Genomic DNA, 14,624 nt, shown 5'->3' with positions numbered 1-14,624 from the left:
CGTTGGTGTTCGGCGGCTTTTTTCGGTTCTTCCGTTATAAAGGCCCTGTTACCAGTTCCCCTTCGGTGGGGACTGATTTCTTGTTGTCGGTGAATAGCAGCACGAAAATGATCAGTACGGCAGCGGCAATACCGGCTGGTACGAGCCAGACTGACAGCCAGTCTTTGGTACCATCGGGGCGGGTATACATGTCGAGTACGATACCCGACAGTTTGGAGCCGATGCCCATACCCAGGCCATACGTGGCCAGGGTAATCAGCCCTTGCGCCGAGGACTTGATTTTGTCGCCGGCCTTGTTGTCGGTGTAGATCTGACCTGTTACAAAGAAGAAGTCGTAGCAGACGCCGTGCAGCAGGATGGCAATAAAGAGCAGCCACTCCGACGATACGTCGCCGTAGCCGAAGCAGATGAACCGCACGATCCAGGCGATGAGCCCAACGATCAACATCTTCTTAACGCCCAGTCGGCTATACGCCACCGGGATCAGCAGCATGAAGATAACCTCCGACGCCTGGCCCAGCGACATTTTGTTCTCAACGTTCTGCATGCCGCCGTCGGTCAGTGAAGGGTTGGCCATGGCGTAGTAGAACGACAGAGGAATACAGATCAGCACCGACGATAAAAAGAAAATAGCGAACGACCGGTCTTTGAACAGTTTGAAGGCATCGAGCCCCAGGATCTGGCTAACCGACGTTGAGGCTGTGGCTTTGGGGGGCGTATCGGGCAGGAAGAACGAGAAGATACCCAGCGCTACCGCCGAGTACATCGACAGCTGGAAGATCGTGACCTGATCGCCGAACCCGTAAAAACCAACAATGTTGGTAACCACGATCCAGGCCACCGTACCGAGCACCCGGATACCCGGAAACTCCTTCTCGGGGCTCGTCATCTGCTGCATGGCAATAGACGTGGTCAGGGCGAGCGTTGGCGCGAAGGTGATGCAGTAGGCCAGGATCAGGTAGAAGAAATTGCCCGGGTCGGTATTCTGCGTAATCAGGTAGAGCACGACTGCTCCGAGCAGATTCAGGATGCCCAGCACTTTCTGCGCGGCAAAATAGCGGTCGGCAATCATCCCCACGAAGAAGGGCGCAATGATCATGGCGAGCGAAAAAGCCGCGTAGGCGTTGCCGACCTGATCGCCGGTGGCATTTAGTTGCGTGAGCAGGTATTTGCTCATTTGTCCGTACCAGGCTCCCCAGACAAAGAACTGGAGAAACATCATAGCAGACAGTTTAACGCGTGTTGTGGTAAGCATGAGGGCTTGCAGAAGTTAGGTTTTACCGTATGAAGATAGCCAACCCCCTTTTTCTATCATAACCCCGGCCTTTTATTTCTCAATCCGGCCAACCTGCCAGCACCGCAGACCCAGTCCGATGAGCCAGATCAGCCAGAGCGTACTGCCCAGAAAACCAGCCGGATTCCAGACCGGGAAGGTGGGTAGTACCGTGGCCAGCAGCTCGGCCTGGGCCAGCAGATAGATGGCCGAAGCCACATAACCCAGCCATACCCAGCCCCGGTTCAGAAGCCCGGCCCGGCCGAGTGCCCCCGCGAGTATCACCGTCCAGACAATGGTAAAGAGCTGGCCCAGGTGCTCGCCCAGCAGCACGCCACCGTACTGATGGATGGTGATGAAGGCCAGGCGGGCGGCCTCCCGAACCGCTTCCCGATCGGTCGTTACGAAGATGCGGGCCAGCACCGGTACCACAAACACCCAGCGCAGCAGGCCTATCAGCTGGACAACCAGTCCAATGAGCCCGACGGTGGTAGCCCAGCGTACCGTCGGCTCCCGTTTATCGACCCACTGACTCAGCAGTACATACGCCGGAATGAGCGGCAGACCGACCAGTGCGAACGCCAGCCAGGTCCAGATCAGGCTGGCCCCGCCCGCCTGGAACCGGCTCAGTACGGCGCCCGGCTCCGCCCGTAAACTGTCCGGATAGTCGAACGTACTGGTCAATATCGCGTACGGGATCAGGAGCAGCAGACCCCCGGCTATGAGCAGCTGACCGGCCCGGGCCAGCCATGTTTTCTCAGGAGTGTTCATGAGGATAGATCGATTATCGGAGAACGAATGAGTAGCTGATACCCGGCGTTGGGTTGATTTTTACGCCCTGGCCTGCTGACGCCAGCGCAATGGCGCCGATCCGCAGATTCAGGCCGCGCCAGACCATCCATCGGAAACCGAGTTCGGCCGAGGCTGCGTTTCTGGCTTCGTAATCGCGGTTGAGACCACGCAGGTATGATACCGACGCATAGAAGGAAGACGGATTGGGCTGCCGGCCAACCGGCAAAAACCAGCCCGTTACCCCTGCTTTTACGAAGCGGGTCGTAAGGTTTGGGCTCAGGTTGGTCAGGTAATAGCCGCCATGGACCGAGAAAGCCTGGTGGCGGTATTCCAGCCCGATCGATGGAGCCCGGAATCCATTGATACTTAACTCATGCTTGGGAAAGCGATGCTGGGCCAGTAAGCCCGGGGAGGTCAACAGGAGGCCGACGAGCCAGGAAAACCAGAATAAACGCGTCATGACAGGACGATGGAAAAGGTTATCGACGTTGATAACGAATGCAAACATCCTGGTCTGGCCGGCCTGTTTCGTGCACCTGAGTTAATTACGTTCGGTTGCCCGGCGAAGCTGGCGAGTGATTGGGTGCCGTCATCAGCCCCGGAGCACATTTCGAAAGCGGATTTTTCCGCTAAAGGTTGTAGCTTACCCCTATGTTTGACCGCCTGAAAATCAGTCTGGACCGGCTGTTGCCCGTTACCCGCGACGAGTTCATGTACTTTGCTACGTTGCTCACTCCGCGCCGACTGGCCAAACATGAATTGTTGCTGCGGGGCGGGGAGGTTTGTTCACATATCGCTTTCATCAACCAGGGCTGTCTGCGCTACTATTACCTGAAAGACGGGGACGAGTACAACGGGCAGTTTTTCTTCGAAGGGGCCTGGGTTGGTGATTACCAGAGTTTCCTGACCGGGCAGCCAGCCGTGCAGTACATCGATGCGCTCGAAGACACGGAACTGCTGGTCATTAAACGAACCGATCTGCAGGCGCTGTATGCCGAACGGCCTGTCTTCGAGCGGTTCGGGCGATTGCTGGCCGAGAATATAGTGATCGGTTCTCAGCGCCGGACAGCCTCGTTACTGTTCGATACGCCCGAAGAGCGCTACCTCAAGCTCATTGCCGAACGGCCCAAGGTGATGGAGCGGATTCCATTGCACCATATTGCGTCGTACCTCGGTATCAAGCCCGAAAGTCTGTCGCGCATTCGGAAACGACTGGCCGATAACCGGTAGAATAGGTCTATTTCTTAACCCAGGTCAAGATACGTCGCTGGCGAAGCTAACCGAAGTCAAGGCACGACGCCCTGATCAGGCAGCACCTTTGTATCGTAAGTCAACCGATCACAAAGCCGTTAAAAGCACGTATGAAAACCGTTCAGATTACCTTCCTCGGGTCCGTCTCTTTCCTCCTGGCAACTACTGCCCTCCGGGCGCAGCAGACGGAGCCTGCACCCGCCAAGCTACCCATCTACGCGACTATCAGCATTGGGTACGGCAACACCTTTTTCTCGGGCCAGCTCGCCGAAAAAGAAACGATCAACGACGGGCGTGGCTTTGGCCGAAACCAGGGAAACACGCTCACAAGCTGGTTTTATGTTGCCCCGGCCCAGTGGAAGGGCCTCGGCGTAGGGGCAGGGATCAAAGGTTTTTTTGCTACACCCAACAACGGTGGTAACAGCGAAACATACCTCTTCAACTACTACCATACCGGTATCGGTGCCAAATACTACCTGTTCAGCAAACGCTTCAACCAGGGTCTGGCGCTGAAGAGCAGCTTCGGAATTGGCCAGATGACGGAGAAAACAAAGTATAACGCAACCCAAACCTACGAGCATCAGTTTGCCATCGGTACTACCCTGCTGGTCGGACTGGGCTATTCTGTTCCGATTCTCAAAAAACGGTCGGCCCTTAACATTGACTTCGATTTCGAAACGTCAAACCGACGGGGCGACGTAACGGGGGTCGGGGAGAATCAGTCCTTCAGAAACAGCCACGTCAGCCTGAATGTTGGCATAGGTTTCTGAACCGCCCTTCGGCGTAACCCCGTTGTGTCATCGGCCTGTCCGGGCCAGCCGGCGCCGGATGCGGCTGAGCGACTGGGGTTTTACGCCCACGTAGGAGGCCAGGTAATACTGTGGAATACGCTGCTGAATATCGTGGAAGTGTCGGGTAAAGTTCAGATACCGGTCTTCGGGGGTGTTGGTATACAGACCAGTCAGCTGATGCACCGTTTGCAGAAAAATCTGCTCGATGATGAGCCGCCCAAACCGTTCGCCTTCGTTTACCTCCCGATAAAACCGCTGAAGGTCTTCATGCGTGATGCAGCGGAGCAGCGTTGGTTCGATGGCCTGAATGGCGCAGTTGGCTGCTGACTGGGTCAGAAAACTCTCGTAGCTACTGGCAAAATCGGTCTCTTTCCCGAACGAGTACGTAAGTTCGTCGCCATCGTGGTTGACCGTATATCGCAGCAGACCCTCTTCGATATAGGCCACATAGCGGCAAACCTGCCCCTCCTGCAGCCAAAAATCGCCCGGATGCAGCGATTGCGGGCGGAAGAGCGTGTCGATCAGCTCCTGTTCAGAAGCCGATAGCGCTATAATCTGGCTGATTTTTGATACCAGAGGACTGCTGCTTGTCATGATGGATCGATTAACCAGGGTTCTGAGTTAGGCCGCCATCAGTTGATCTACTGGCTCCCGGGCCGCACCAGTCATCTAGTTATCAATTTTTCGGGAATTCGCCTAGCTGTAGTTTCAGAATCCTGTTTTCGAGATATCCGTCGTCGATATGTTTGTCGGTGATGTACCACACCCGGGCGGGCATACCATCGGGCAGTGGAATCTGGGTGGGACCACCGTTCTGAAACCCGGCATGTTCCGCTTCTTTGATGTAATAACCGAACGAAACGCCGTTGACCGTAAACCCCTCGTAGTGTTTTCGGTCGGGTTTCCCGCTGGCATCGCGCGCTACCCATTTCTTTTCCCAATGCCCCTGAATGATCCCGTCGAGGTGCTCACAGTCGTCAGCCAGGAGCCGGTCGCGCAGCCGGTGAAAGTCCCAGTACGACAAGGCCGCTATCCCGGCAATAACCAGGGCAAACCCCACAACCCAGTGCCGCTGTGGGTATAGACCGGGCTTAACCGTGGTCAGAATACCGAAGCTGTACAGCACCAGAATCGCAAAAATACCGGCCAAAATGAACCAGATCCAGCCGTCGTAAGGCTCCACCGAGATGTCGTACACAGTTTTGTAGTGCATTCGCTTTGAAGGGCTTAGGGTTGACAGGTGGGGCAGGCAGGCGTTTGGATCCTGACCCGCCCCACCTGTCAAATATAAACCGACAGCCAGCTCGTGCCCGATAGGATTGAGCGAAAGGCGTGGTCTGTTAATCAGGCGGTTACCGGGGCCGAGAAAAGCGCCCTGCGGGCCGCAACCCACTGGCTGATACTCGTCATCTGAACGGGCAGTTCGGATAGGACCGGCTGCATGTCGGCCCGAAAAGCAGGTCGCTGCTCCGGGAAGTCCCACATCCGCTGATATTCACTGGCAGCCGCAGCGCCGGCCCCCGGCCCAAAGGCCTGATCCAGAATACCGCCAAAATCACGAGGTGGCATGGCGTAATACGTTATTGGGCGACCGAGTCCTTCCGAAAAGGCCCGGGCCAGCGCCGGTCCGTCCGGGTTGGCCAACCCGCTAACGGGCCAGTTCGACCCTGCCAGCTGGGGGCGTTCGAGAGCCGCTGCCACCAGGGCACTGACATCGTCGGACGCAATCCAGCTAACAGGCATATCAGCAGGCACCGGATAGGCAACCTGGTTTTTGTTGGCAACGAACGGTGCCGTCCAGGGGCCGAGCAGGTTTTCGAGGTATACACTCGGCTGAATGATAATATGGGGCAGCCCGCTCTCCTGTAAATACTGCTGCATATCGATCCGGACGTCGATGGATGGGTTCCCCGTCCGAACGGGAAGAATTGCTCCGCTGGTGTTCCAGACGAGAAGCTTGACCCCCGCGGCCTTGGCGGCATCGATAGCCTGACGGCCGTAATTGGCAACTTCGGCCGGGTTGGCGAAGAACGGAATCAGCAGCGATACGGCATCCATACCGTCGCTGATCTCACGCAGCCGGTTGCCGTCGGCCATGTCGCCTTCCAGCACGATAGCGCCCGCTCGGGCGTGGTGAGCCGCTTTGTCGGCAGTGCGGGTAAGAACGTAGGGTTGGTGACCAGCCGCCAGCAGGAAGGTAGGTACCGCACCGGCCTGCGATCCGGTAGCTCCGTAGACGAGTACGTTTAATGGGTTGGTTGTGTTCATGACAGCCTTTTGTTAGATGCTGTCGCAAAGCTCAACCGGTTTGCTATACATTTTATATGGCTATACTTTTGTATAGTACTATACTATAGCATAGTAATTCATACTCAGCATGAAACAGACCTATTGCACGAACCATCTGCGATCCATGGCCGACACGCTCGAATTACTGGGCGGTAAGTGGAAGTTGCTGATCATGAGTTTGCTCCACAGCGAAAGTCCCATGCGCTTCAGCGAGATCGAGCGGGCTATTGGCGGCATTACGCCCCGTATGTTATCGAAAGAACTGAAAGAGCTGGAGCAGAACGAGCTGGTTGAACGGCGGGTCTACCCCACCATGCCTGTCTCGGTCGATTACCGGCTGACGGACTATGGTCGCTCGTTAGATACCGTACTGACGGCGCTGGGCGACTGGGGCAGGAACCACCGCCGACGCATCATGCAACCCGCTGTTGCCCGCTGATCAGTTGCCGCGCACCGTTTCCCGCACCCCTTCAATCGGGGAGGTGGCTTCGATGCCGAATCGCCGGGTGAACTTGCTGCTGTCGAACGCGTAGTGCCGGTCGTACTGGTAAACCATTTCGCGTAGTTCCTTCATGAGCGGTACAAACCAGCCCAGGGGTAACAGGGCCCAAACGGGTAAGGCACTGGCTTTGGGTGTTACGTGCATCTCCTTGGCAAACAGCTCGACCCATTGCCGTCCCGTCAGCCGTTGCGGGTGGGTGGGCAGGTGCCAGACCTGCCCGTAGGCATCGGGCGTGTTGCCCAGCAGAGCCGTAGCCCGGCCCGCGTCGGGGGTGTAGGTGAAGTTATGTACGTAGTCCAGGCCGGCCAGCCAGTTGGCTGCTTTGCCCTGCTTCAGGTTTTTGTAAACCGTTTCGACCAGTACGCTCTTGTCATTACCGGGTCCGTAAAAATCGGCCGATCGGGCAATCAGGGCCGTCAGGGTACCGGCTCGTACGGCCTCCATCAGCATACCGGCAATCTGCGCTCTGACTTCTCCTTTCCGGCTGGTAGGCCGGATCGGGGTTTCTTCGGTCATGGGGTCGAGGTGATCCCGGTCGTACATATAGATGTTGTCGAAGAAGACCAGTTTAGCGCCGTGCTCCTGACAGGCCTCGATGACGTTGCGCATGGTAACAGGCCATCTCTCCTGCCAGATTTTTACGGAATAGTCGTACCCAACCGTCAGATAGACGACTTCCGATCCGGCCACGGCGCGACGTACGGCGCCGGCATCGGTCAGGTCGGCCGAAACCAGTTCATCGGTCGGGTTAACCGCCTTCGGGTTCCGGCTGACCAGCCGAATCTGATCGGTATAGCTTGTCAGAGCGCTGGCCAGGTCTTTGGCAATGGTGCCGCCCGCACCGAGTATCGTTTGCATCGTGTGTTTGTGCGTTAAATTGAGATACTGCAAAGGTGCTCACGGGCAGGCAACTACGCATTGACCCGGGTTAACTTCGGCGCAAAAAAATACCCCCAAAAAGAACGCAGAGAGGTCTCTTTGGGGGTAGCCGTCAATTCACTAAGCGTGTGCGCTCTGGGCGGTTGGCATAAACTGATCGACGTTTACGTTCAGCCCCCGCGCTATGGCCATGCCCAGGCTCATGTCGGCCCGGAAGAAGTGGCACAATTGCCGGAAAACGATCTGCTCTTTTTTCGGGCCCGAAATGCCGCGCATGGCCGTTACAATGTTCTGAACCGTGGCCATCTGCTGCTCGGGCGTCATAACCTCCCGGAACAGGATCCCAGGCTGGGTATAATGGTCATTGTCGCCGGGTGCATTCCGGTCGTACCAGTCGGCTACCAGGCTGTCGAGCGTCTGGGCGGGTTCTTTGTACGACGCGTCGGCCACAATGGTATCGAACGAGTTGGGGAAGTAGTTGGGGGTGCGGCCGCCGTTGCCATCTACCCGCATTTGTCCGTCGCGCTGGTAGTTATGAACGGCGTAGGGGCAGCGGTTCACCGGAATCTGCTCGTAATTACCGCCCAGCCGATAGCGGTGTGCATCCGGATAAGACAGTAATCGACCCTGAAGCATCTTATCGGGCGAATAGCCGATACCGTCTACCACGTGGGCCGGGGCAAAGGCCGACTGTTCGACCTCCGCAAAGTAGTTGTCAGGATTCTGATTCAGCTCCAGCACGCCAACGTCGATGAGCGGGTAATCCTTATGCGGCCAGACTTTCGTGAGATCGAAGGGATTCCACTTGTAAGTTTTGGCGTCGGCTTCGGGCATGATCTGTACCTTCAGCGCCCATTTCGGATAATGCCCGTTGTCAATGGCTTCGAGCAGGTCGCGCTGGGCGAAATCAAGATCCCGGGCCTTCATCGCGTCGGCTTCCGGCCCCGAGAAATTGCGGATGCCCTGCATGGATTTGAAATGAAATTTGACCCAGAAGCGCTCGCCTTTGGCGTTGATGAGCGAGAACGTATGCGAGCCGTAGCCGTTCATGAACCGGTATCCAACCGGCGTACCCCGGTCCGACATCAGAATCATTACCTGATGCAGGCTTTCGGGGTTCAGGCTCCAGTAATCCCACATCATGGTGGGCGATTTCAGGTTTGTGTACGGATCGCGCTTCTGGGTATGAATGAAGTCGCCGAATTTCTTGGGGTCTTTGACGAAGAAGACGGGCGTGTTGTTACCCACCAGATCCCAGTTGCCCTCCTCGGTGTAGAACTTAACCGCGAAGCCGCGTGGGTCGCGCTCGGTATCGGCCGATCCTTTTTCGCCACCAACGGTCGAAAACCGCATGAACACCCGGGTCTCCTTGCCGACCTGATTGAACAGTCTGGCCCGGGTGTACTGGGTGATGTCGTTCGTTACCGTAAACGTACCGTAAGCGCCCGACCCTTTGGCGTGTACAACCCGCTCCGGAATCCGCTCCCGGTTGAAATGCGCCATTTTTTCGTGCAGGATATAGTCCTGGAGCAGCAAAGGCCCGCGTGCGCCGGCGCTCTGGCTGTTTTCGTTTTCGGCATAGGGCCGTCCTGAAGCGGTAGTTAACTTTTGGGGCTGGTTGTCCATACGAGTGCGCCTGATGATGCGGTTGATACGTGAGTGGTGAGAAAAAAGCTAGTTGACGAGTAACAAGGTAGAGCAGGCTCTGTCATAGGTCAAATTGATTTGCTTTATGATCATATAGAGTGGATTGATGCGTAATAAGCCAGAATCTAAAACCATTTTGTCGGCATCCTGTTAGGTAAGTATTACTCAACAAAATAACTGATTCCTATGGATAAGCTACAGAAATTCGAACTGATGAACAAAGTAGTTCGTGAGCTTGAGGATCTTCAAAATAGCCAGACCGCACTGATTACGAAGATCAGTCAGATCGAAGTTGATAACATGAACGGCCTGAACGATAAACGTCTGGAAACCGATCTGGGCGATATGCACGCCAAAATAGCCGAAAACGTAGAAGCCATCACGCAGATCTTCGCTTATTTCGAGGAGCAACGAGATGAGTACGGCGACAAAAACCGCGCTGCCATCGAAGCCGCCGAAGCCGCTGCCGCTATCGACGCCGTGAAGTAAGCTACGATAAGCTGATATAAACGGTCCCTCCTCATGCCATACGATGCATGAGGAGGGACCGTTTTTTTACAAAGCTAGGGTAACTCGCTGCAGCTGAAACCTAGGCCTTTCATCAGCTCGATAACCGTTGCTGCCTCCAGAGCAGATCCAGCAGCCGTCTCAATTCGTAGAACCCGATCACAGTCTTCCAGATCTACCGTCCAGCGAGTGATGACGTTGACAGCATTCAGGGCAGCCCCCACAGTTTGTACGCAGCCCGTACCGACCATGTCTGTTTGGAAGATAAGTACGGGCATACTTATTCTGACGGCTCGCGCAGTTGCCTGAACAGTTTGTAATCGGCCCAGAAGGTTCCGCCGGGCAGGACCGAAGCCAGTAGGGCCAGCCCTGTTTTGCCCAGCGGCCAGCGATACTCGGTCTTCGCCTGTATGACCGTCAGCACGTACAGGACAAACAGGAGCCCGTGAATGGGGCCAACCAGTTCAACGGCTTCCGGATGACCGCCGATGCGCTTGAGCGGCACCGCAATGAACAATAGTATGAGGTAGGAAAGCCCCTCGGCAAAACCGATAACCCGTAGCCGTATTTTGGGGGAGTTGAAAAAAGTAGCTGCCATTGTCGTGGTTGATAAAGACTGGTTAAAGACCCCGTATCCAGGGGCGGCTGGCCAGGGGTGAAAATGGCCAGGGTATCGACAGGCCGATCAGCAACAGGCCGATGGTGAAATAAACGGCTGTTGTTCGAAAGCGCTGCCGGTGATCGGTCTGCCGCTTGGCTTTACTGGCCCCAACGGTCATCACAACGATCGCTATAAACATCAGGCTGCCGTGAATCAGCCCAAAGAACGGAAATTCGGTCGATTCGCCGAAGCCGGGTTTGTAGGTCCAGTAATAGCTGACAATCGGGCTAATGGTGTACAAATATAAGCCAACCAACAGCTGGGTGTGTGCGAGGGAGGTCGTCAGCACGCTCACGGCGCGGTCGAGCGGGCGGTACGGACGGCTGCTGAGCCAGCCCGAGTAGCTACTAAACAAAGCCGCCAGCAGGCTGCCGAGTACCAGCCACCGCAGGGCGTTATGCAGAAACAGAATGATTGGGTAAACCATAGAATAACCGATATAATCTACCGCAAAGGTCCGGGCGTAGGCGGTTGTTGAGTTAGGACGTATTCGTTGGAAATTGGTCCGAATCAATCATTTTGCTGGCTGTGCCTGGCTCGGAAAGCCGTGGGGCTCAGGTGCACGTACTTCCTGAACAGCTTACCAAAGGTAGACTGGTCATCGAAACCCAGCTCGGCCGCAATCTGCCCCACCGTCAGGCCAGACTGGAAAAGCAGCACTTTCGCTTCCAGAACGATATGCTCGTCAATCCAGACCGAGGGCGACCGACCCGTTCGGGCTTTCAGTACTTTGTTAAGGTGATTGGGGGTCACGTTGAGCCAGTCAGCATAGGCCGTTACCGCTCTGGACTGGCGAATGCGCTGGGGCAGTACGTCCATAAACCGCTGAACCAGCTGATCGCCGGCACTGATCCGGGGCGGTACGCTGCCCAGATAAGCCTGGTTGATTTCCGTCATCAGCGTGAGCAGATATGGCCCGATCAGGTCGGTTCGCGTGCTGCCGTGGGTGTAATACTCCGCTGAGAGCCGCCCGAGCAGATTGGCTATGTAATCGGTTTGGGGGCTTGTCAACGACACGACGGGCTGACTGGTCAGCTTCAGAAAATCGAAGCTGGCAGGACCAACGGCGGTGCGTAGCCGTTCCGGGCTGACAAAGCACATGTACCCCGTTGTGTTTTCCTGAATGGTTTCGATCGAGAAGATCTGCATGGCCGGAACGATGGCCAGCTCGGGCGAGGTGAGCGTATACGCCCGATGACCAATCCGGATGGCGACTTCGCCACCCGTAACCAGAAAAAGGGCGTGGTTGCCGGTACGGCCCGTCGGGACCGGTAGTTTAATAACGGGCCGGGCGTACTCGAACGACGAGATAATGAACTGGTCAAAATCGGGCCTGAAACGATTGTCCCACGTCTCGTCGCGCAGCAGAAACCGGTCTCGTGCCATGGCCGGACTGATAGCCGGGAAATGCGTATCTGTGATCATGGCTGATAAAGGAGCTTACTGGCTCGGAAAGGTCCGTCGGCAGCCTGTAACAGTTTCGCGCGCAAACGGGGGTTATAGCCCGGCCGGTCGGCCAGAAACTGCCGGACCAGCTGCGCCGTTTCGGGGGTCTGATACGCGCTGAGCGTGGCCCGCAGCCATTGCTCGGGAAAGAAAATGTCGCCGGTTCGCTGAATCTCCTCCAGCAACTCGAGGCTTTTGGGCAGGTAGCGGGCCGAGGTTGCGGCCCGGAGCGGATGGTGCAGATACCCAAGTGCCGCTGTTACCCAGGCTTCGCGGTCGCGGTTGGCTTCGACGGCCAGTGACGCAAAAAAAGCGTTCCGCTCGGCCTCACTGGCCGAGAGGGCGGGCATCATAAATTCGAGTCGTTTCTGCCGGTCGGGGTTTTTGATGCGGGCGAGCTGCCGGGTCAGGATGCCGTCGGCCGGGTAGTCGCGTACGGCCAGCGCCAGGGCCAGGGAGGTATAGTCATCTTCGGTGAGGGTCACGCCCGCCGGCGCTTTTTGCTGGTCCCAGATCGTAAACAGTCGCTGTTGGGCGCCGGGGCTGAGGGCCACGCTCTGGTACAGACGAAACAGCAGTTTAGTGATACCCGGGTGTTGAGCCTGTTCCATAGCCTGCCAGGCCGCCTGTTCGACCTGGGCCGCCACCGCTGGCCGGTCGGCGGGTCGGGTGAATGTCCAGACGAGGTCCGTCAGCTGGCTGGTCAGCAGCCGCAGGGTAAGCTCCTCTTTCTCGGTTGCCAGCATGGTCTGGTACGTATCGATGAGCTGTTTCGGCCCGATACCGGCTCCTGCCAGCATGGCTTCGTACAGATTGATGTACAGAGCCGCCCGGGTAACCGGATTGCCAACTCTGGCCAGCTGGGCGGGGGTAGCCGGGTCGACGGGAAAACGGCCGTATCCCTGCCCCATGGCGTTGAAGGCGACGAACAGCGGGGGTGTTTTGCCCCGGGCAGCGGTTAGCTCAACGGTAGGCTGGCTCATCGTAACCGGAATCAGCTCGACCCGGTCGGCATAGACCAGGGCCACGTCGAACACCTGGGGCCACAGGCGTCTGGAGCCATCTTCACCCGCTTGTGTGATCGTAAATCGGTTGATGCGTCCGTTCTGCTGCTCGATCTGGTGCGTAAAAACCGGTCGGCCGGTCTCGCTGACCCAGATGCGGCTCCAGGCCTGGAGGTCGGTTGGGGTACGGGCGTCGAGAATCCGGATGAGGTCGGTCCAGGTCGCGTTACCGAAGGCGTAGGTTTTCAGGTAATCGCGCAGCCCCTCCCGGAGGGCTTCTCTCCCGATCAGGAGCTCCAGCTGCCGCATCATAATCGGCGCTTTGTGGTAGATGATACCCCCGTACAGCGAGCCGGCTTCCTGGAGGTTGGCCAGCGGCTGACCAATGGGGTTGGCGCCTTCGGTCCGGTCGACGGCGTAGGCCGCCGGGAAATGGTCGATCACGAACTGCAGATCGTAGTTGGCATCGGGAAACGAAGCCTCCGTGATTTTATCGGCCATAAAGTTGGCAAACACTTCTTTGAGCCATACATCGTCGAACCAGCGCATGGTCACCAGATCCCCGAACCACATGTGAGCCGTCTCGTGCGCAATCAGGGTAGCGCGGTTCAGCTTCTGATCGCGGGTGGCGCCGTTGTCGAGAAAGAGGGTAGAGGAGCGGTAGTCGATGGCGCCAACGTGTTCCATGCCGCCGTACTGAAAATCAGGGATGGCCGCAAAGTCGAACTTGCTGAACGGATACGGCATCTGGGTGTAGTCTTCCAGAAACCCCAGCGCTTCGGCGTGCAGATCGAAGAGCGGGGCGAGGCTAAGCCGGATTTTGGTGGTGTCGGTTTCGCGGTGGAGCAACAGCATGGGCCGGTTGCCGGCGGTTCGGCTGACGGGCCTGAACTGCCCCGCTACGAACGAAAACAGATAGGTCGGTATCCGCTCCGAAGCAGCAAACCGGAGCGTTTTCCGGTCGGCGGTTACGGCGGAGTCGATCAGGCTGGCGTTGGTGATGGCCTGCCAGCGTTGCGGAAGGGTAAGCGTAAGCTGAAACGAGGCTTTCAGGTCGGGTTGGTCGAAACACGGAAAGACGGTGCGGGCGCGGTCGGGAACGAGCAGGGTATAGAGGTAATCGTCGTTCCGGTTCAGCGATAGATTCCCGGCTGTAAAGCCAATCGTGATCTGGTTGGTGCCGGGTCGGAGCCGGGCCGCATCGATGAGCAGATGTTCCTGCTCAAAAACAATTGGAATGGCTGTTCCGTTAACCGAAACAGTCTGCAAATGAGCGCGTTCTTCCTTGAAGTCGAGTTGCAAAGGTGCGTTGCCGGGCTGCCAAGTAAAGGTTATGGTTTCACTGGCTGGAATGGGCTGGTTTTTTTGCGCAGGAATGTCGAACTTGAGAGCATATGCCAGATCGCCAAGGGTTTGAGCCCGAAATCGGGCCAGGGCCTGCGAAACGCCGGTTTCGACGGGGGGCGGAGATGGGGGCATAGCCTGACGGGTACAAAACATCATAAGTACAGCCAGTGTAGACAGTAGAAGACCGTAACAGGAAAAGGAAAGTAGCTTCACCATTGAACAGAACCAGTTGCGA

Annotated in this window: 16 protein-coding genes; 4 read left to right on the top strand and 12 right to left on the bottom strand. The window is 56.9% G+C overall.

All coding sequences use genetic code 11. The features are described from left to right. Positions 1-34 precede the first annotated feature (34 nt). The 3 genes from B1C80_RS01160 to B1C80_RS01150 all read right to left on the bottom strand — a co-directional run bounded on the left by B1C80_RS01160 (position 35) and on the right by B1C80_RS01150 (position 2,525). Positions 35-1,255, bottom strand: coding sequence for a nucleoside permease (locus B1C80_RS01160; RefSeq protein ID WP_077919211.1), 1,221 nt, complete (start codon positions 1,253-1,255; stop codon positions 35-37). Between the two features lie 72 nt (positions 1,256-1,327). Continuing rightward, positions 1,328-2,044, bottom strand: coding sequence for a DUF4386 domain-containing protein (locus B1C80_RS01155; RefSeq protein WP_077919210.1), 717 nt, complete (start codon positions 2,042-2,044; stop codon positions 1,328-1,330). A gap of 13 nt (positions 2,045-2,057) precedes the next feature. Continuing rightward, positions 2,058-2,525, bottom strand: a complete 468-nt coding sequence (locus B1C80_RS01150) for a hypothetical protein (RefSeq protein WP_077919603.1) — start codon at positions 2,523-2,525, stop codon at positions 2,058-2,060. A gap of 191 nt (positions 2,526-2,716) precedes the next feature. Between B1C80_RS01150 and B1C80_RS01145 the strand changes: the two genes are divergently transcribed. Continuing rightward, on the top strand, positions 2,717-3,295 hold the full coding sequence (locus tag B1C80_RS01145) for a Crp/Fnr family transcriptional regulator (protein ID WP_077919209.1): 579 nt from the start codon (positions 2,717-2,719) through the stop codon (positions 3,293-3,295). A gap of 131 nt (positions 3,296-3,426) precedes the next feature. Beyond that, a complete protein-coding gene (locus tag B1C80_RS01140) occupies positions 3,427-4,086 on the top strand; it encodes a hypothetical protein (protein WP_077919208.1) in 660 nt (219 codons plus the stop codon). A 27-nt stretch (positions 4,087-4,113) separates the two neighbouring features. On the opposite strand, the gene B1C80_RS01135 is transcribed toward B1C80_RS01140, so the two are convergent. From B1C80_RS01135 to B1C80_RS01125, 3 genes are all read right to left on the bottom strand, one after another. Continuing rightward, a complete protein-coding gene (locus B1C80_RS01135) occupies positions 4,114-4,701 on the bottom strand; it encodes a Crp/Fnr family transcriptional regulator (protein WP_077919207.1) in 588 nt (195 codons plus the stop codon). A gap of 82 nt (positions 4,702-4,783) precedes the next feature. Beyond that, positions 4,784-5,320: a DUF4229 domain-containing protein gene (locus tag B1C80_RS01130; protein WP_077919206.1), complete on the bottom strand. Its 537-nt coding sequence runs from the start codon at positions 5,318-5,320 to the stop codon at positions 4,784-4,786. A gap of 131 nt (positions 5,321-5,451) precedes the next feature. Continuing rightward, entirely contained in the window at positions 5,452-6,375 is a 924-nt protein-coding gene (locus B1C80_RS01125; RefSeq protein ID WP_077919205.1) for an SDR family oxidoreductase, read from the bottom strand. A 109-nt stretch (positions 6,376-6,484) separates the two neighbouring features. Between B1C80_RS01125 and B1C80_RS01120 the strand changes: the two genes are divergently transcribed. Then, positions 6,485-6,835, top strand: coding sequence for a helix-turn-helix domain-containing protein (locus B1C80_RS01120; RefSeq protein WP_077919204.1), 351 nt, complete (start codon positions 6,485-6,487; stop codon positions 6,833-6,835). Here B1C80_RS01120 and B1C80_RS01115 read toward each other — a convergent pair whose 3' ends face one another. Further along, positions 6,836-7,756, bottom strand: coding sequence for an NAD-dependent epimerase/dehydratase family protein (locus B1C80_RS01115; RefSeq protein ID WP_077919203.1), 921 nt, complete (start codon positions 7,754-7,756; stop codon positions 6,836-6,838). Positions 7,757-7,897: 141 nt separating this feature from the next. After that, the gene (locus tag B1C80_RS01110; RefSeq protein ID WP_077919202.1) at positions 7,898-9,403 is read right to left on the bottom strand and encodes a catalase; all 1,506 of its coding nucleotides are present in this window, start codon (positions 9,401-9,403) and stop codon (positions 7,898-7,900) included. A gap of 207 nt (positions 9,404-9,610) precedes the next feature. Between B1C80_RS01110 and B1C80_RS01105 the strand changes: the two genes are divergently transcribed. Then, positions 9,611-9,913, top strand: coding sequence for a hypothetical protein (locus B1C80_RS01105; RefSeq protein WP_077919201.1), 303 nt, complete (start codon positions 9,611-9,613; stop codon positions 9,911-9,913). A gap of 298 nt (positions 9,914-10,211) precedes the next feature. Here B1C80_RS01105 and B1C80_RS01095 read toward each other — a convergent pair whose 3' ends face one another. The 4 genes from B1C80_RS01095 to B1C80_RS01080 form a co-directional block, all read right to left on the bottom strand. Next, a complete protein-coding gene (locus B1C80_RS01095; RefSeq protein WP_077919199.1) occupies positions 10,212-10,529 on the bottom strand; it encodes a DUF3817 domain-containing protein in 318 nt (105 codons plus the stop codon). A 22-nt stretch (positions 10,530-10,551) separates the two neighbouring features. Then, entirely contained in the window at positions 10,552-11,019 is a 468-nt protein-coding gene (locus tag B1C80_RS01090; RefSeq protein ID WP_077919602.1) for a hypothetical protein, read from the bottom strand. Positions 11,020-11,102: 83 nt separating this feature from the next. Further along, positions 11,103-12,017: a helix-turn-helix domain-containing protein gene (locus tag B1C80_RS01085; RefSeq protein WP_077919198.1), complete on the bottom strand. Its 915-nt coding sequence runs from the start codon at positions 12,015-12,017 to the stop codon at positions 11,103-11,105. Further along, complete coding sequence (locus B1C80_RS01080) at positions 12,014-14,521, bottom strand: M1 family aminopeptidase (RefSeq protein ID WP_139361564.1); 2,508 nt, start codon at positions 14,519-14,521, stop codon at positions 12,014-12,016. The genes B1C80_RS01085 and B1C80_RS01080 overlap by 4 nt, the downstream gene beginning before the upstream one ends. Positions 14,522-14,624: the final 103 nt, after the last annotated feature.

It is taken from the genome of Spirosoma sp. 209 (assembly GCF_002006735.1).
Classification (GTDB): domain Bacteria; phylum Bacteroidota; class Bacteroidia; order Cytophagales; family Spirosomataceae; genus Spirosoma; species Spirosoma sordidisoli.
Note: the sequence above shows the minus strand (reverse complement) of the source record. Positions and strands in the feature narration are given on the sequence as shown.

What these genes read in the sequence shown, in the direction of transcription:
- B1C80_RS01160 (WP_077919211.1), bottom strand. Translation starts at nt 1,255, where the DNA reads ATGCTTACCACAACACGCGTTAAACTGTCTGCTATGATGTTTCTCCAG.
- B1C80_RS01155 (WP_077919210.1), bottom strand. Translation starts at nt 2,044, where the DNA reads ATGAACACTCCTGAGAAAACATGGCTGGCCCGGGCCGGTCAGCTGCTC.
- B1C80_RS01150 (WP_077919603.1), bottom strand. Translation starts at nt 2,525, where the DNA reads ATGACGCGTTTATTCTGGTTTTCCTGGCTCGTCGGCCTCCTGTTGACC.
- B1C80_RS01145 (WP_077919209.1), top strand. Translation starts at nt 2,717, where the DNA reads ATGTTTGACCGCCTGAAAATCAGTCTGGACCGGCTGTTGCCCGTTACC.
- B1C80_RS01140 (WP_077919208.1), top strand. Translation starts at nt 3,427, where the DNA reads ATGAAAACCGTTCAGATTACCTTCCTCGGGTCCGTCTCTTTCCTCCTG.
- B1C80_RS01135 (WP_077919207.1), bottom strand. Translation starts at nt 4,701, where the DNA reads ATGACAAGCAGCAGTCCTCTGGTATCAAAAATCAGCCAGATTATAGCG.
- B1C80_RS01130 (WP_077919206.1), bottom strand. Translation starts at nt 5,320, where the DNA reads ATGCACTACAAAACTGTGTACGACATCTCGGTGGAGCCTTACGACGGC.
- B1C80_RS01125 (WP_077919205.1), bottom strand. Translation starts at nt 6,375, where the DNA reads ATGAACACAACCAACCCATTAAACGTACTCGTCTACGGAGCTACCGGA.
- B1C80_RS01120 (WP_077919204.1), top strand. Translation starts at nt 6,485, where the DNA reads ATGAAACAGACCTATTGCACGAACCATCTGCGATCCATGGCCGACACG.
- B1C80_RS01115 (WP_077919203.1), bottom strand. Translation starts at nt 7,756, where the DNA reads ATGCAAACGATACTCGGTGCGGGCGGCACCATTGCCAAAGACCTGGCC.
- B1C80_RS01110 (WP_077919202.1), bottom strand. Translation starts at nt 9,403, where the DNA reads ATGGACAACCAGCCCCAAAAGTTAACTACCGCTTCAGGACGGCCCTAT.
- B1C80_RS01105 (WP_077919201.1), top strand. Translation starts at nt 9,611, where the DNA reads ATGGATAAGCTACAGAAATTCGAACTGATGAACAAAGTAGTTCGTGAG.
- B1C80_RS01095 (WP_077919199.1), bottom strand. Translation starts at nt 10,529, where the DNA reads ATGGCAGCTACTTTTTTCAACTCCCCCAAAATACGGCTACGGGTTATC.
- B1C80_RS01090 (WP_077919602.1), bottom strand. Translation starts at nt 11,019, where the DNA reads ATGGTTTACCCAATCATTCTGTTTCTGCATAACGCCCTGCGGTGGCTG.
- B1C80_RS01085 (WP_077919198.1), bottom strand. Translation starts at nt 12,017, where the DNA reads ATGATCACAGATACGCATTTCCCGGCTATCAGTCCGGCCATGGCACGA.
- B1C80_RS01080 (WP_139361564.1), bottom strand. Translation starts at nt 14,521, where the DNA reads ATGCCCCCATCTCCGCCCCCCGTCGAAACCGGCGTTTCGCAGGCCCTG.